The organism is Psychrobacillus sp. L4, from assembly GCF_042944905.1.
GTDB lineage: Bacteria > Bacillota > Bacilli > Bacillales_A > Planococcaceae > Psychrobacillus.
This window is the reverse complement of the sequence record NZ_CP168496.1, coordinates 2,592,501-2,609,470: the sequence shown is the minus strand read 5'-3', so window position 1 is coordinate 2,609,470 and position 16,970 is coordinate 2,592,501. Positions and strand designations below refer to the sequence as shown.

The 16,970-nt window shown below is 36.5% G+C and carries 16 protein-coding genes (1 of these 16 only partly in view); 10 read left to right on the top strand and 6 right to left on the bottom strand.

Annotated features, from left to right (window positions below; all coding sequences use genetic code 11):
* Positions 1–63 precede the first annotated feature (63 nt).
* A complete protein-coding gene (locus ACEPXG_RS12575) occupies positions 64–1,323 on the bottom strand; it encodes an IS4 family transposase (RefSeq protein ID WP_391202886.1) in 1,260 nt (419 codons plus the stop codon).
* A gap of 234 nt (positions 1,324–1,557) precedes the next feature.
* Between ACEPXG_RS12575 and ACEPXG_RS12570 the strand changes: the two genes are divergently transcribed.
* Together ACEPXG_RS12570 and ACEPXG_RS12565 are read left to right on the top strand one after the other, a co-directional pair.
* Positions 1,558–2,145: a peptidylprolyl isomerase gene (locus tag ACEPXG_RS12570; RefSeq protein ID WP_391202883.1), complete on the top strand. Its 588-nt coding sequence runs from the start codon at positions 1,558–1,560 to the stop codon at positions 2,143–2,145.
* Positions 2,146–2,161: 16 nt separating this feature from the next.
* Entirely contained in the window at positions 2,162–2,389 is a 228-nt protein-coding gene (locus ACEPXG_RS12565) for a hypothetical protein (protein ID WP_391202880.1), read from the top strand.
* A 633-nt stretch (positions 2,390–3,022) separates the two neighbouring features.
* On the opposite strand, the gene ACEPXG_RS12560 is transcribed toward ACEPXG_RS12565, so the two are convergent.
* Positions 3,023–4,192, bottom strand: a complete 1,170-nt coding sequence (locus ACEPXG_RS12560) for a MalY/PatB family protein (RefSeq protein ID WP_391202877.1) — start codon at positions 4,190–4,192, stop codon at positions 3,023–3,025.
* Positions 4,193–4,267: 75 nt separating this feature from the next.
* Between ACEPXG_RS12560 and ACEPXG_RS12555 the strand changes: the two genes are divergently transcribed.
* Positions 4,268–4,528: a DUF1871 family protein gene (locus tag ACEPXG_RS12555; RefSeq protein WP_391202874.1), complete on the top strand. Its 261-nt coding sequence runs from the start codon at positions 4,268–4,270 to the stop codon at positions 4,526–4,528.
* A gap of 35 nt (positions 4,529–4,563) precedes the next feature.
* On the opposite strand, the gene ACEPXG_RS12550 is transcribed toward ACEPXG_RS12555, so the two are convergent.
* Together ACEPXG_RS12550 and ACEPXG_RS12545 are read right to left on the bottom strand one after the other, a co-directional pair.
* Complete coding sequence (locus tag ACEPXG_RS12550; RefSeq protein ID WP_387585746.1) at positions 4,564–4,776, bottom strand: helix-turn-helix domain-containing protein; 213 nt, start codon at positions 4,774–4,776, stop codon at positions 4,564–4,566.
* Positions 4,777–4,872: 96 nt separating this feature from the next.
* Positions 4,873–6,210: a sodium-dependent transporter gene (locus tag ACEPXG_RS12545; RefSeq protein ID WP_391202871.1), complete on the bottom strand. Its 1,338-nt coding sequence runs from the start codon at positions 6,208–6,210 to the stop codon at positions 4,873–4,875.
* 127 nt (positions 6,211–6,337) lie between these two features.
* Here ACEPXG_RS12545 and ACEPXG_RS12540 point away from each other — a divergent pair, with 127 nt between their 5' ends.
* The 3 genes from ACEPXG_RS12540 (at position 6,338) to yugI (ending at position 9,058) form a co-directional block, all read left to right on the top strand.
* A complete protein-coding gene (locus ACEPXG_RS12540) occupies positions 6,338–6,895 on the top strand; it encodes an RNA polymerase sigma factor (protein WP_391202868.1) in 558 nt (185 codons plus the stop codon).
* Entirely contained in the window at positions 6,885–8,597 is a 1,713-nt protein-coding gene (locus ACEPXG_RS12535) for a hypothetical protein (RefSeq protein WP_391202865.1), read from the top strand. Before ACEPXG_RS12540 ends, ACEPXG_RS12535 begins: the two co-directional genes overlap by 11 nt.
* An 86-nt stretch (positions 8,598–8,683) precedes the next feature.
* Positions 8,684–9,058 (top strand): S1 domain-containing post-transcriptional regulator GSP13, encoded by a 375-nt coding sequence (gene yugI / locus ACEPXG_RS12530; protein ID WP_391202862.1) that lies wholly within the window; start codon positions 8,684–8,686, stop codon positions 9,056–9,058.
* Between the two features lie 513 nt (positions 9,059–9,571).
* Here yugI and ACEPXG_RS12525 read toward each other — a convergent pair.
* Entirely contained in the window at positions 9,572–10,879 is a 1,308-nt protein-coding gene (locus ACEPXG_RS12525) for a sigma 54-interacting transcriptional regulator (protein WP_391202859.1), read from the bottom strand.
* A 135-nt stretch (positions 10,880–11,014) separates the two neighbouring features.
* Here ACEPXG_RS12525 and pruA point away from each other — a divergent pair, with 135 nt between their 5' ends.
* The 4 genes from pruA (at position 11,015) to ACEPXG_RS12505 (ending at position 16,426) form a co-directional block, all read left to right on the top strand.
* Complete coding sequence (pruA, locus tag ACEPXG_RS12520) at positions 11,015–12,559, top strand: L-glutamate gamma-semialdehyde dehydrogenase (protein WP_391202856.1); 1,545 nt, start codon at positions 11,015–11,017, stop codon at positions 12,557–12,559.
* A gap of 94 nt (positions 12,560–12,653) precedes the next feature.
* Complete coding sequence (locus ACEPXG_RS12515) at positions 12,654–13,847, top strand: ornithine--oxo-acid transaminase (RefSeq protein ID WP_391202853.1); 1,194 nt, start codon at positions 12,654–12,656, stop codon at positions 13,845–13,847.
* Between the two features lie 81 nt (positions 13,848–13,928).
* Positions 13,929–15,173: a Glu/Leu/Phe/Val family dehydrogenase gene (locus ACEPXG_RS12510; protein ID WP_391116580.1), complete on the top strand. Its 1,245-nt coding sequence runs from the start codon at positions 13,929–13,931 to the stop codon at positions 15,171–15,173.
* An 89-nt stretch (positions 15,174–15,262) separates the two neighbouring features.
* The gene (locus ACEPXG_RS12505; RefSeq protein ID WP_391202849.1) at positions 15,263–16,426 is read left to right on the top strand and encodes an iron-containing alcohol dehydrogenase; all 1,164 of its coding nucleotides are present in this window, start codon (positions 15,263–15,265) and stop codon (positions 16,424–16,426) included.
* Between the two features lie 24 nt (positions 16,427–16,450).
* Here ACEPXG_RS12505 and ACEPXG_RS12500 read toward each other — a convergent pair whose 3' ends face one another.
* Positions 16,451–16,970: the 3' portion of a cation diffusion facilitator family transporter gene (locus tag ACEPXG_RS12500; RefSeq protein WP_391202846.1), read on the bottom strand. 470 nt of this gene lie beyond the right edge of the window; only the last 520 of its 990 coding nucleotides appear in the window; its start codon lies beyond the right edge, outside the window; its stop codon occupies positions 16,451–16,453.

Below are 16,970 nucleotides of genomic sequence, written 5' to 3'. Positions count from 1 at the left end.
TCGGATACAAAAAAATAAAAAAGAGAACAGGTTTCCAAGAGTAAATCAGTTCCCTTTTTTTTACTATTTAGTTCGATCTTGCTGTTTCTTTTTTTCTAATGCTTTTTTCTTCTTTTCTTTTTTGACAAAATGTTCTCTTGTGATTGGACTGACAATGGCAAAATCTTCTCCGTATTGGATTGTTTTAGGTTTTGGTATCGGGACTTTCTGACGCCCTTTGCTCTTTCTAAGTTTCCGATTGAAGTGCTGTAAAAGTTCCTTCATTTTGTTCAGTTTGAACTCCTGTATCGTACTAAAAAATGTCCAAAGCGTTTTCGTTGGTTGGTAGGTAAGCCGCATAATTTCCGTTAACGCAACCGTTATTAAGGCGATAAACATTTGGTTCCAGATACCAATAGGAGATTCGCTGAACAAATGGTTTACCTTGACGTGCTGTTTGAGCCACTTGAAGAAAAGCTCCACATACCAACGATTTTTATAGGCTTCTAAAATCTCGTCCTCGGACAAATCGAGACGATTTGTAATCAAATGAAATACAGTTCCTTTATCGTCTATAAATTCGATATAGCGGAGAGGCTCCTCACGGGTTAGTATGGATACCTTTTCATTTTTCCTAACGCTCGGATTTGTAGGCGTATAGGATCGTAATGTTTCCATTCGAAAAGTCTTTCTTACTCGAACAAGAAAATGGATATTTCTTTGTAGCCAACCACCCATTTTTGTTTTGTGGGCATATCCTCGATCCATTACATATAATGCACCATCCGCATCGATGATGTGATTTACCGCATCAGAATCCGCCACATTTCCAGTGGATGGAATCATCTTTTCTGGAAAAACACTGTCGGACGAAGCGACGGCTATACGGACATGTAATTTTATTCCGCAGGAATCTTTAGAAATTGCGGTCCAATTCGCAGCGTTATTTGGCAGCTTGATATAGGTACCATCAATGATTCGAAGGAGGCCTACATTGGCATTCAACCCTTTAGCATCCCTTTTTAACCGCCAATAATGTGCAGCCAAACGTCCTAGAAGGTCTGCTAAATGGACCGTATTCAGATTCGCTAATCGTCTCCCAATTGTCGAGTGACTGATCGATTCTACTCCGAGTTCTTCTAAAAACTTGGGTTTTGAATAAAGACCGGTTTCAATTTTCCTTTGACTATCCCACTTACAGAGGTTTGCCAGAATAAATATTTTTACCAAAGAAAAGTCCGTGAGTTTCTTTGCATCATAGTTCATAAGTGGACAAGCTAAAACATTGGTAGGTAAATTAGATAAATATTGACGAAAGACTAAATCTTTGTGTACACTTTTCATGGTTGAACTCCTTTTGATTGTGTAGGGAACTGATTTAGTTGTCGTTTCCTTACCTACATTAGGAGTTTTTTTGTGTTTATTCAAGTATTATTTCAAAAATTTATTTTAAATTTATTCTATTTTTTACTGATTTTTGAAACTATGCAACGCTAGTGTCCGGCAGCAGAGAGTGAAACAGAAACAAGTGTAGAAAAGAAAGAAGACAAAACAACCGCACAAGAAGGAGAGAAAACAATGTATCCACAACTTTCAACAGAAGTTGCTTCCAATGAAGCTTTGGTTATTATGAACACATCAAAGGGAGCAATAAAAATTAAATTATTTCCTGAACTTGCACCTAAAACAGTCGAAAACTTTTTAACACATGCAGAAAATGGTTACTACAATGGACTTATTTTTCATCGTGTAATTGAGGATTTCATGATTCAAGGTGGAGACCCAACAGGAACTGGTATGGGTGGAGAAAGTATTTACGGCAATGAATTTGAAGATGAATTTTCTAAGAACCTTTTTAATTTAAGAGGAGCTCTTTCTATGGCCAATGCTGGACCTAATACAAACGGAAGTCAATTTTTTATTGTCCAAGCATCGGAGGCACCTGCAACTGTAGAACAATTGAAATCAAAAGGGTGGCCGGACGAAATCGCAGAAGCATATGTACAAATGGGTGGAACTCCACATTTGGATCAGAAGCACACTGTATTCGGACAAGTTATTGATGGAATGGATGTTGTCGACCAAATCGCAGCAGCAGAAAAAGACGCACATGACAAGCCACTAGAAGATATTACCATTGATTCAATCGAAATCGTGCAAAAATAAGTAGGGAAGTGTCGAGATGTTCCATTTTTTACAGCTAGGTTTTTTATATCTGTACTTTCCAGAAGATAAAACAGAATATATTCCTGTAGTGATTGAATTGCTTGTACTTATCGCAATTTGCATCCTATTATTTAGATGGTTAATGAAAAAATCTAATAGGGACGCAGAGAAAGCTAGAGAAATAGAAGCAAAAGTAATGCAAGCGAGAAAAGAACAGATGGAAAAGGATTCAACTCAAAGCTGAGTTGAATCCTTTTATTAAAGAATAAGAAACTACCATGGCTCAGGTTTCACGAAAGCCACCATCTACAATGAAAAAAGCTAATTTCAACTTTCAACCGGTATTATTTTGATTAAAAATGGATATCCTATTAATTTTTGAATATGAGTAAAGTCGCTGTTTTCATAGGAATGTATATAAAATTGATATAATAGAAAACCAGTTTTCACAACGACTTGGACTCTGGTTAAGTTGTGCCTCTTACAAGGAATTGATCTGAATTGTTTCTTAGTTTTACCGTACACAGTATACATGAATCAGTGGGCAGATGATTAGAGTTGGTTGAACCTGAAAAAATAGTTAGCATCCATTACTAAAGAAGTGCTGAGCGGACGAAATTGTATCTTCGTCCGCTTTTAAAAGAATAGGAAAGTATCTAATCTCTCATTAACCAAATCTTATGTACCTTGTCTCTGTATATTTCAAGAGGGCGACCTACAAACATCTGCCACAAGATTACCGAAAAAAGTGTAGCTGGAAGTGACGCAGTCACTTCCAGCTACACAATTCAAACGGTAATAGTGTAACCAATGTTTCGTCCAAAGCACTCTAGAAATAGAGAAGACCAGATGCACTTAAATGCCGCTTGAGCTACTCTTATGTTAAAGCCTTTATAAATCGTGCTACTCCATCTTCTAGAGTCACTCTTGGACATGCAACATTCATACGTAAAAAGCCATTTCCCGCTTCCCCGTATTTTGTACCAGGCTCTAATGCTAGCTTCCCCTTTGTTAGAAGTAGGTCCATCATGTCTTTTTCAGATAAACCAGTGTCACGATAGTCAATCCACAATAAATAAGTACCATCAGGTTTGAAAACTTTAACTCCTTCTACTTTAGAAGTTAATTGATCCACCACATAATCCATATTGGAAGATACAATTTCTAAAAGTTCATCCAGCCAAGCTTCCCCATGTTCATAAGCTGCTTGGAAAGCAGTCAATGAGAAAATATTCAATTCCATTTGTCCACGCGCCAAAGCTTGCTCCTCTAGTACTTTCTTTTTCCGTTCATCTGGAACGATAATTGTAGCTGCTTGAATACCTGCTAAGTTAAACGTTTTGGTAGGAGCAAAAAAAGTAATAATATTAGTAGGATCTTCCGCTACGGATAACATAGGGATGTGCTTGTTAGGTTTAAAAACTAAATCGGAATGGATTTCATCCGATAAAACTAAAACATTATTATTTTGACATAATGTTGCTATTTTCTTTAAATCTTCCTTACTCCACACTTTTCCACCTGGGTTATGCGGGCTGCAAAGAATAAATGCTTTTACACCTGATTTTAATTTTGCTTCAAATGCATCAAAATCGATTTCTAATGAGCCATCTTTTTCGACAAGACGGCAAGTTTCTACAACTCGACCAAGTTTTTCAGGGACATTTGTAAAAGGGGGATACACGGGTGTATGTATAAGGATTTTGTCTCCTACTTCTGTAAAAGCTTCAACAACAGCTGCTATGGAAGGAATTACTCCTTGCTGAAACAAAATCCATTTATTTTCTATTTTCAATTGATGCTTTTTTTGCAACCAGTTGGTCAGGGCTGATTTTGTTTCTTCCGGTGCCAATGAATAACCGAAAACAGGGTGCTCTAAACGTTGGTGCAATGCTTCGATAATAGGAGAAGGTATTGCAAAATCCATGTCTGCAATCCACATCGGAAGTACTTCGGATGCATCTGGGATCGAATAAATTTCCTCCACCAAATCCCATTTTACCGAATGGGTATTACGTCTTTGGAAAACAGTTGTAAAATCAGCCAAATTAATTACCTCTTTCAATTTAAGATTATTATGTTATTATAACCCTAACGAATAAAAACAGTAAGGTGAAAAATTATGGACTCAATTGAAATGAATCGAAAAGCAGTTTGGACATTACAGGAATGGGACCCATTTGAAATAGGTATCGATAGATATGATGCAGAAGCTGCAGATGTAGTTGCAGATTTACACATGATTGATCATCCTTCTGACCTAGCCAAACGAATTCAAACTATTTATGAACATTCATTTGAACAGTGGATTCCACTCGAAAAGTGTGTGGAGGTTTCCTACAAGTTAATCGCTTTGAAATATGAGATGAAATGCATCATCTAAAAAGAAAAAGCTTTCGGTGTAAAAACCGAAAGCTTTTATGCGTTTTGTAGGCCGTCTAATAGATTAGAAGCTGGTACCTCTAATGCATTGGACAATTTAAGTAGAGTTTGTACGGAAGGGGTTTCGTTGCCAGCTTCGTAAGCCTCAAGCTTTCCAGTACCAATTCTCGTTTTTAATGCAAGTGTTTCTAAAGAAATATTGCGTTCTTCTCTTAATTGACGTAGTTGTTCGTGTAATTCTTTTTTCATTATTACATCCATCCTTTCAAAGAAGTCTTAATGTATTAATATATTATAGCACAAACTTTTTAGAACATCATTTATGGAAGAAAAGAGTAGCAATTTTTAGAAAAAGACTTTAATAATTCCTTGGACAAACACGATAATAATTGCGATTGGCGCAGCATAACGAACGATGATATACCATGCATGTAAAAGAAACGTATTTAGCTCTAACTCTTTAGAAAGTTCCGATTTTGATAGTACATATCCAGCAAATAAGGAGATAAACAATGCGCCAAGTGGTAACCCAAAGCTGCTGGTGATGAAGTCTGCAAAATCAAAAATGGACATGCCTAAAATGTGTATATTAGAAAGTACACCAAAAGATAAAGCACTTGGAATACCCACTATAAAGATAAAGAATCCATATACCCATGCAGCACGTTTTCTAAGATCATATTTTGATCTGATCCCAATAGATACAACAATTTCTAACATGCTGATAGATGAAGTGAGTGTTGCAAATAGTAACAAAATAAAAAATAAAATCAAGAAAAATTGACCAAATATGATTTGCTTAAATACCGCTGGTAAGATGATAAATACTAACCCAGGACCCGAATCAGGAGAAAATCCAAGGGCAAATACAGCAGGGAAAATAACAAGACCAGCCATAATCGAAATCCCAATATTGAGTAAAGATACACTGAGCGCTGAACTACCTAATTTCGTCTCTTTTGGTAGGTAGGAAGCATATGTAATCATTGCTGAAACACCGACACTTAAAGAAAAGAATGCTTGACCTAAGGCAACTAGTGCAGTTTTCCAATTGAGGTAAGACCAATCAGGCACAAAGAGGAACTTAACTCCTTCCATAGCCCCCTCTAGTGTTAAGGAACGAATTGCTAATACAACAAAAAATATAAGAAGTAGGGGCATCATCCATTTACTAGCCTTCTCAATCCCACCTTTAATCCCGCCAGATACTATCCGAATGGTTAAAAAGATGAATACACCTTGTCCTATTAAAACTTCCAAAGGATTGGAGATAACTGTATTAAAAAGGTCGTCATAGAACGTTTTGCTCGTTCCATTCAAGCTAAATGTAATAGCTCTTATCAAATAAGATAAAATCCAGCCTCCAACAACACTATAAAAAGATAGTATGATAAATGAAAAGATAAATCCGGACCATCCGATTAAAAACCAGGGCTTCCCTGGAGCAAGTTTCTTAAATCCAGTTACAGGATCAGCTTGCCCTTTTCTTCCAATAATAAATTCTGCAAGTAGAATAGGTAACCCAATTAAAATTGTACATACGATAAATAGTATTACGAACACACTACCACCGTTTGTTCCTGCCATATAGGGGAACTTCCAAATCGCGCCTAATCCGATTGCACTTCCAGCAGCTGCTAATATAAAACCTATCTTCGATCCAAAATGATCTCTTTTTTCCAACGTAATTCCTCCTTTTGTAGGACTGTCTTATTGTACACGAGGTTTTTATGAAAATGTATGCGTAAATGTGAAACATAATTGAACGATCTTTCGTATCACCCATACATAGAGAGAGCGAGGGGGAGCAATGTCAGAATATGAACTTATCGAGCGAGCGCAGCAAGGAGACAAAGTTGCTTATACAGAGCTCATTCAAAAACATCATCGAACGGTTGAAAAGTTTGCTTTTCAATGTGGCGTGAAAGTAAATGATATACCCGATGTAACACAAGAAGTGTTTGTAAAGCTTTTTCGTTTTTTGCATCAGTTCAAGCGTGAGCGATTTACTACATGGTTATACAAAATAACATTAAATACAACGAGGGATTATTACCGAAAAGAAACAAAAGAGAAAGAAAAAGAAGAAAAGGTAAGTAATGACGTAAGTGCAAAGTACTCTACCAAATCAGCAGAGGATAGGGTGCTTATTTTTGAAGAAGATCGAAAACTACATCAGGCAATTCAATCATTAGATGAAAAATATCGTCTCCCAATTATTCTGTTCTATTTTCATGAATTGTCTTACGAACAAATTGCAGAAGTTTTAAATGTTCCTGTTACAACGATTAAAACAAGAATGCTTCGTGCAAAAGGACAACTAAAAAACCTACTTTCAACGAACGGAGGTGTAAAGCATGGACGATAAACAACTCGAAGAACGATTGGATTTACTAAAAACGACTTATGAAAGAGTACCGTCTTCGTTTGATGCGCAAGAAGTATTGAATAAAATCGAAAAGGAAAATATCCCATCGACACCCGAAAATACCCTTCAAACATCCAAATGGCAAAAAGCTACTGTATTGGCGGTTAGTTTAGCTAGTGTACTAATAATAGGAATACTTGGAGCAACTTTTTTGTTAGATGACGAAATAAGACAAGGAGAAGTAGTACAAAATGATGAAACGAAAGCCTTTCTAGATAAGTTGAAATATCAGTATCCAATAGAACGAGAGAAGAGACGTGAAATGCTAAACCTTCCAGAAGAGGAGTTTTCTCAAATAGGATTTATTCATTCCGCAGATATGTTTGTCCAGCATTACACGGATGCAAGCTCTACTCCATTTATAGATGGCACTATTTATACCAATTTAGATGACCGATATGAACGGATTATGGATCAATTAAAACTACCTTCTGAAATGGAACAAGAAATAAATAAAGGAACTAAATTAAATAAGGCAGAAACAATAGAATTTATGAATAAATATTACTTAAAAGTCAGTACGCTTAAAGATTATGCAAATGAAAAATTGGATGAGTACAAAGATGAGCTATCTATTTATAAAGTGAATGGCTTATACAATATGAACAAAATACTTGAGAATGAAAGAAATCTTTCGAAAGAACTTCAAAATTTAAGGGGAATCGCCCAAATTCAAGGTCTTGAATTAGAGATAGTTGAGGAAGGGATTGATATTAACTTTGGCTATAGTTTTGCACGACTTTATACAAACTACTTTTGGAATTTAGACCCAATTGCTAATGGTTACTTATTATTGATGGCATACGAGCCCTTTACGTATGCTTCGGAATTAATCTATCCAATGGATAAGACATTAATTGCCCTATTAACTATGGAGGATGTTCTGCTGGATCAAGAGGCATCTGAATATGGAAGAATGGAAACTTATTATACAAGTGTTTTTTATTATCTAGTGGAAGGTACAATGGAGAATCCAGTTTTTGATGAAAATGGAGTTGTAAAACAGGAATATAAAGAAATTTGGTACACTATGGCAAATGTAGAAGCAAATTCGCCTTCTCCATATCTATTAATTCCAATTGTGAAAGAATTTGAGGCAACGGGATGGACTAAATCTGAAGCGTGGGAAGACTTTACTTTTGGAGATATCGAAGATGCGCTTCATCTTGCAAAAAATGGGGATTTGGAGCAGTTTATGCCTGAGAGATTAACGGTCCAAAAAACTGTAAATGAAACGGTTGTGAATGATGATTTCTTACAACGAGTTCAAGCATTGTATAAATCATTCGCAGAAAGTCATGATCAAACCGTATTGAAAGATGTCAAACCAGAAGAAATAGTTGGTCTATATTACTATTGTGCGCAATTAGAAGATGAAGAAACGAAGTATGAACTATATATTAAAGATGACCAATACCAACAAATTCCGAAAGAAGAATATATGAATGCCCCACGTCAAAAAATAACAGATTTGAGTAAGGAATTTTCTTCTCTCCATTTTGAACAACGATCAGATGAAGGTGGATACGTAGTTTTAACTCTCCATCCAGATCATTCGCTATTCTTGCAAGAAAAGGTAATTGGTTTTGCAGTCATCCATACAGAAAACGGTTGGCGAGCAGCCTTTATGCCAACCCAGTGATTTTTGCTCGCTCTCTTTCTACTATGTTATAATTTAACATGACCGTTAGGGTAGATACGAACATAGAGAAGTAGGGAGTGAACGAGATGATCAAAGATTTTAAGGTAGGAGATGTTGTTAAGGGAAAAGTTACTGGCATTCAACCTTATGGCGCTTTCGTTAGTTTAGATGAAGATACACAAGGGCTTGTGCATATTTCTGAAATAACGTATGGCTATGTGAAAGAAGTCAGTGAGTTTTTAATAGTTGGACAAGAAGTAGAAGTAAAAATTTTAGAAGTAGATAATGAATCAGGGAAGATAAGTTTGTCCATACGTGAACTACAAGAAAAACCTGCTGCTCCTAAAAAAGACGATAAACCACGTAAAACGCTTCAAGCTCGAGTGGATGAGCATGATCAAGAAGGGTTTAACACATTAAAAGAAAAACTAGCAGATTGGATAAAACAATCGATCCGCTAATAAATGAAAAGGGGGACTCTGAGTGTTGTACAAAAACGACAACACTCAAGGTCTCCTTTTTTCGGGTTTTGCATCTATGAAAGAATCCTTTAATGGTTGCATTCACCTTGCTAGAGCGTTTGAATTTGATCATACTAGCAACGCTATCTCGGTAACAATTGAATCTTACATAGTTTCGCAAATGGGTTGGTGGAACTAGAGAAAGATAGTTAGCATCCCTTGATAAAGAAGCGCTGAGCGGACGAAATTGCATCTTCGTCCGCTTTTAAAAGAATAGGAAAGGATTTATTCTCTCATTATACAAACCTAATGCATCATGTCTCTATATATTTCAAGAGGGCGACGGACAAACAACCGCCACAAGATTACCGAAAAAAGAGGGTCTGGAAGTGACGCAGTCACTTCCAGATCCTCCATAAAAGTCTTCGTTAATAGTGTAGCCAATGTTTCGTCCAAAGAACTCTGAAAATAGAAAAGACAAAATGCACTTAAAGGCAGCTTCTTATTTCTTTATCATTTTTTCATTTTTCTAAGGCGGTACTGTAAATTTTGGCGACTCATACCTAATGCCTCTGCAGCCTTCGTAATATTCCCATCAAACTTATCCAATGCTTTTTGTAAATAATACGTCTCTGCTTCTCTCAAATATTCATCTAACGGCAACATATCTTTTTCAGAAGTGACAACAAAATCCTCTGCTTTTTTTGCTGTTTCATTGAAGTCTTGAACCTTTAACTTGAAGTGAAGAGGGAGCATATCGAATTTTAGCACTTGCTCCGTTGTAATCATGGAGCTAATTTCATCTAATAGTAGTTCGAGTTCCTTTAAATTTCCTGGCCATTCATATGTTAAAAATGCTTGAATAACTTCTTCCTCTATTTCATTAATAGTGGAACCATAACGATTGAGGTATCGATTAAAATAATCGTGTGTAAAAGGTAGAATATCGTCTGTCCGGTTACGAAGAGGTGGTAAAGTAATTGCGACGGTTGCAAAGTAATAGTACAGTTCCTTACTTAACTTATTTGTAGCTATTAAATCAACAGGATCTTGACCAATACTTGCGATAAATAAATTATCGCCATTTTTATTTGAATTTAAAATTTGCAAAAGCTGATTTTGTAATTCAAGGGATAATAAATCGATTCTTTCACAAAATATTGTACAGTTTGTGATATGTTCTAGCTCTTTTTTAAACTTATTAATTAAGTGTTTATCCGAACTGTGGCAAAAAAGGGAAATAAATTGATTGTTTGCGGGAGATAGCTGATTGTGAATTCCTTCAGCAATTAAATCTTTTCCAGTGCCAGCTTCCCCAATTAATAATACAGGCATTCGAACGTGAGCGGCTTTAAGAGATCGCTCCACTATTTCTCGCATGGATAGGGAAACAGCTGTAATGGAAGAAAGGGTGATTGGTTCATTGTACCGTTTTAATGGTTGATAAATTAGTCTTTCTAATGCAGTAATATCTCTTGAAAATTCTACTGCTCCAATCAGTTTCCCCTCTTCCAAAACAGGGTATGTATCATTAATAGTAGTTATCTCTTGGCCATTTCGATTCCAATAAGTCTGTTTAACGCGTAAAACGGGTTCTCCACTATGAAGAACTTTTAACAATGTACTATCTTGTTGTTCGAATTGAAAAAGTTCTAAAATGGATCGATCCTCTACGTCCACGGAATTTAATCCTTCTATTTCTTTCATTTTTTCGTTATAGATAACTGTTCTTCCTGTTGTATCCACGGCGTGAATTCCAACGGCTACTTGCTCAGTAGCAAATTTATAAAAAGGAAGAAGTTTTACTAATTTTACGTCCATTTGGCTCACCTCAAAAAAAATTTCAACATTTTAGAATTTAATACTTGAAAAACGCAACAATCTTTTGCATTATTATATATGTAAACGGATTAAAAGAGCAAATTATTTTTGCACTAAAATTAAAGGAGGATTTACATGATAGATTATAAACATGAAGCATTCACAGATTTCTCTAAAGAAGAAAACAAAAAAGCGATCAAAGAAGGATATAAAGTAGTTGAAGCATACCTTGGTGAAGAGTACCCGTTAATCGTTGGCGGTGAAAGAATTACGACAGAAGGTAAAATCACTTCTTATAACCCAGCAAATAAAGAGCAAGTTGTAGGTATTGTTTCTAAAGCAACGAAAGATATTGCATCTAAAGCAATGGATATTGCAGATGAAACATTTAATACATGGAAAAAAGTAAAACCAGAAGTACGTGCAGACGTTCTTTTCAAAGCAGCAGCTATTATGCGTCGTCGTAAAGCTGAGTTCTCTGCATTATTATCAAAAGAAGCAGGAAAAACATGGGTGGAAGCTGACGTAGAAGCAGCAGAAGCAATTGACTTCTTAGAATATTATGGCCGCGAAATGTTACGTTTAAAAGATGGCGCACCAGTTGTAAGCCGTCCAGGTGAATATAACCGTTATGACTATATTCCATTAGGAGTTGCTGTAGTTATTTCTCCATGGAACTTCCCATTTGCAATTATGGCTGGTACTACAGTTGCAGCAATGGTAGCAGGTAACACAGTTCTATTAAAACCGGCTTCAACTACTCCAGTTGTTGCATATAAATTTGTTGAGATACTAGAAGAAGCTGGAATGCCGGCAGGTGTTGTAAACTTTATCCCAGGTTCAGGTGCTGAAATTGGTGACTTCTTAGTAGAACATCCACGTACTCGTTTAATCAGCTTTACAGGTTCTCGTGATGTTGGTTTAGGAATCGTAGAAAAATCATCTAAATTATCTCCAGGACAAATCTGGATTAAACGCTCAATCCTTGAAATGGGTGGTAAAGATACAATCGTAGTAGATAAAGAAGCTGATTTAGAATTAGCTGCTCAATCGATCGTAAAATCTGCATTCGGTTTCAGTGGTCAAAAATGTTCTGCATGTTCACGCGCTGTAATTGTTGAAGATGTATACGATCAAGTGGTGAGCCGTGTAGAAGAATTAACAAATGCTTTAACAGTTGGTATTCCTGATAATGATGAGCATTTTGTTGGTCCAGTTATCGACGGAGCTTCTTTCAATAAAATTATGAGCTATATCGAAATCGGTAAAGGAGAAGGTCGCCTTGTTACAGGTGGTACTGGGGATGATTCAAAAGGATTCTTCATCCAACCTACTGTAATCGCTGATCTTTCTCCAACTTCTCGAATCATGCAAGAAGAAATCTTTGGTCCAGTTGTAGGTATTTCAAAAGCAAAAGATTTCAACGAAGCAATTGAAATTGCAAACAACACGGAATACGGCTTAACTGGTGCAGTTATTACAAATAACCGCATGAACTTAGAAAAAGCACGTGAAGAATTCCACGTTGGTAACCTTTACTTCAACCGTGGATGTACGGGTGCAATCGTTGGATACCAACCATTTGGTGGATTTAATATGTCTGGTACAGATTCAAAAGCTGGCGGACCTGATTATGTTCAACTTCATATGCAAGCAAAAACAACTTCAGAAATGCTTTAATTTTATTGAGCAGGTGTCACAGCCTGCTCCATAAATGGGTATATATAAATGTCGATGTGTTTACCAACTATAAAAAAAAGAGGAGTATGAATCCATGACAATTTCACAACAAGTTATTGAACAAACAAATAAATTTGGTGCAAATAACTATAACCCACTTCCAATCGTTGTTTCAGAAGCAGAAGGAGTTTGGGTAAAAGATCCAGAAGGAAACAAATACATGGATATGCTTTCTGCTTATTCTGCAGTAAACCAAGGGCATCGTCATTCAAAAATCATTCAAGCTCTAAAAGATCAAGCCGATCGTGTAACTTTAACTTCACGTGCATTCCATAACGATCAATTAGGTCCATGGTATGAAAAAGTTAGCAAATTAACAGGTAAAGAAATGGTATTACCAATGAATACTGGTGCGGAAGCCGTTGAAACTGCACTAAAAGCAGCTCGTAGATGGGCTTATGATGTTAAAGGTGTAGAAGTGGATCAAGCAGAAATCATTGCATGTAATGGAAACTTCCATGGTCGTACAATGGGAGCAGTGTCTTTGTCATCTGATCCTGAATATAAACGTGGATTTGGACCAATGCTTCCAGGTATCAACTTAATTCCTTATGGAGATTTAGAAGCACTTAAAGCTGCAATTACTCCGAATACTGCTGCTTTTATCATTGAGCCTATTCAAGGGGAAGCGGGAATTGTTATTCCTCCAGCTGGTTTCTTAAAAGCTGCACTTGAATTATGTCGTGAAAACAATGTGTTGTTTATTGCAGATGAAATCCAAGCAGGACTTGGTCGTACTGGTAAAATGTTTGCATGTGAATGGGAAGATGTAAATCCAGATATGTACATTTTAGGTAAAGCACTTGGTGGTGGAGTATTCCCAATTTCATGTATCGTTGCGAACAATGATGTTTTAAGCGTGTTTAACCCAGGATCACATGGCTCTACATTTGGTGGTAACCCTATGGCATGTGCTGTTTCTATAGCAGCTCTTGATGTTTTGGTAGATGAAAAGTTAGCTGATCGTTCTCTTGAATTAGGGAATTATTTCATGGATGCTTTAAAAGAAATTAAACATCCTTCTATTAAAGAAGTTCGTGGTCGTGGATTATTCATCGGTATGGAGTTAACTGAAGAAGCACGCCCATATTGTGAAGCATTAAAAGAACTAGGATTATTATGTAAAGAAACACATGATACAGTAATCCGTTTTGCTCCTCCTCTAGTTATCTCTAAAGAAGAATTAGATTGGGCAATTGAAAAAATTAAAAAAGTATTCAATAATTAATATTTGTTAGACAAATATCCTTTACTATATGTTACAATTGTTCCGAATAAAACATTATGAATAAAGAGGCGAAACAATCAAATGGCTGATAATTTAAACCTGTTCACATCAACCCAGGCTGTCATTCAAGAGGCTCTGCACAAATTAGGTTATGACGAAGCGATGTATGAACTACTAAAAGAACCACTTAGAATGTTAGAAGTACGCATTCCAGTTAAAATGGATGATAATACCGTAAAAGTATTTACTGGTTACCGTGCACAACATAATGATGCTGTTGGTCCTACTAAAGGTGGAGTTCGTTTCCATCCAGGTGTAACACCTGATGAAATGAAGGCTCTTTCTATGTGGATGACTCTGAAAGCTGGGATTGTTGATCTTCCATACGGCGGAGGTAAAGGTGGGGTTGTTTGTGACCCACGTGAAATGTCTATGGGAGAAATTGAACGTTTAAGCCGTGGATATGTAAGAGCGGTTGGACAAATAGTTGGACCAACGAAAGATATCCCTGCACCAGATGTTTTTACTAACGCACAAATTATGGCATGGATGATGGATGAATATAGTCGTATGGACCAATTCAATTCACCTGGATTCATTACTGGTAAGCCAATTGTACTTGGTGGATCCCAAGGACGTGACCGTGCTACTGCGCAAGGTGTAACAATTATTATTAACGAAGCTGCGAAAAAACGAGACATTGATATGCAAGGTGCACGTGTTGTTATTCAAGGCTTTGGTAACGCTGGAAGTTTCCTAGCTAAATTCTTGAACGATCAAGGCGCAAAAGTTATCGCTATTTCGGATGCTTACGGAGCTTTACACGATCCAAACGGTTTAGATATCGATTATTTATTGGATCGTCGTGATAGTTTTGGTACTGTTACTACTTTGTTTGAAAATACAATCTCAAACCAAGAGTTATTGGAATTGGATTGCGATATTCTAGTTCCAGCTGCAATTGAAAACCAAATCACTGCTGACAATGCGCACAATATTAAAGCTAAAATTGTAGTTGAGGCTGCGAATGGTCCTACTACAACAGAAGCTACTAAAATTCTTTACGATAGAGATATTTTATTAGTTCCTGACGTATTAGCAAGTGCTGGTGGAGTAACGGTGTCATACTTTGAATGGGTTCAAAATAACCAAGGTTACTACTGGACTGAAGATGAAGTAAACGACAAACTTATTGCGAAAATGGTAGATGCATTTGAAAATATTTATGAAGTAGCTACAACTCGTAATATTGATATGCGTTTAGCTGCATATATGGTTGGTGTACGAAGAACTGCTGAAGCTTCACGCTTCCGTGGTTGGGTATAAGATAACCACTTTTTAGAATAAGTTGAACCGCTTGTATTTTACAAGCGGTTTTTCTATGATTAAAAGACAATTCAGAGGAGGGTATGTAGATGAACGCTTTTTCTTTTCAAAATCCAGTAAAATTAATTTTCGGTAAAGGACAGTTAGATCAATTAGCAGATGAGCTTGCGCTATACGGAAAAAAAGTACTTGTTGTTTACGGTGGAGGAAGTATTAAGAAAAACGGATTATATGAACAAGTGATGTCAGTATTAAATGAAGCGAATATGGAAGTATTTGAATTAGCTGGCGTTGAACCAAATCCAAGATTATCGACTGCGAAACGTGGGGCAGATATTTGTAAGCAAGAAGGAATCGAGGTTATATTAGCTGTTGGCGGAGGTTCTGTAATTGATTGTACAAAACTAATCGCTGCTGCTGCTAAATATGATGGAGACCCTTGGGATTTAGTGACACGAAAAGCCATTCCGACAGATGCACTGCCTTTTGGAACTATTTTAACACTAGCTGCAACCGGTTCTGAGATGAATGCCGGTTCTGTTATTACAAATGAAGAAACACAAGAAAAATATGGATGGGGTAATCCGCTTGTATTCCCTAAGTTTTCTATTTTAGATCCTGAAAATACTTTTACCGTACCATTAAATCAGACTGTTTATGGCATTGTTGACATGATGTCACACATGTTTGAACAGTATTATCATAATGCGACGAATACTCCTGTCCAAGACGAGATGATTGAAGGGGTACTCCGTTCGGTTATTGAAACAGCTCCAAAACTTGTAAAAGACTTGGAAAACTATGAACTGCGTGAAACGATTTTATTTGCGGGTACAATAGGATTAAACGGGTTCTTACAAATGGGCTATAATGGAGATTGGGCAAGTCACAATATTGAACATGCGGTTTCAGCGGTATATGATATTCCTCATGCCGGTGGACTCGCTATTATTTTCCCAAGATGGATGCGTCATAATGTACATGTAAATCCGGAACGATTTGCAAAAATAGCAACAAAAGTTTTTAATGTGGATCCAGCGGGAAAAACTGCTGAAGAAGTTGCGTTTGAGGGTATTGATCGTTTAGCAACATTCTGGGCTTCATTAGATGCCCCAACTAACTTATCAGATTACAACATTGATGATTCTAAAGTTGACCTTATGGTTGAAAAAGCAATGGTTAATGGGGAGTATGGTAATTTCAATAAACTAAATGCAGTCGATACTAAAGCAATACTTACTGCGTGCCTTTAATAAAATACATGACTGAGCAAAGGCTTAGTCATGTGTTTTTAATGTCGTTTTCTTATCTTTATGATGCTTCCATTTTTTAACACCGTCATCTTCGTCGAAGGAAATAGTTACATCTGTAACACTTTGTTGGTTTAAAATAAGCTCTTTTAATACATCATGGATGTCGTCTACTTCAGCAAATGATAGTGTTGGATCTACCTCAACAACTAGATTGACGTGTAAAAATTCTCCTTCTTTTATGACTTCTAATTCTTTAATATCTTTTACATGAATGTTTTCAGACACGATATGGGCAATGTGAACAAGCATTTGTTCATCGGTTTCTCCTAAAGCACCTCTTGCATTATCAAGAAATACTTTTCCAACAACATAGAACATCATTAATCCAATGATAATAGAAGCAATTCCTTCTGCTTGTAAGAAACCAGTGAAATGTGATATTAATATTGCGGTAAAGGCTAAAATACCACCAGAAGTAGCAACTAAGTCTTCCATAAATACAAGCTTAGTCGCTGGTTTTGCACGATTTATATAAGCAAAGCTT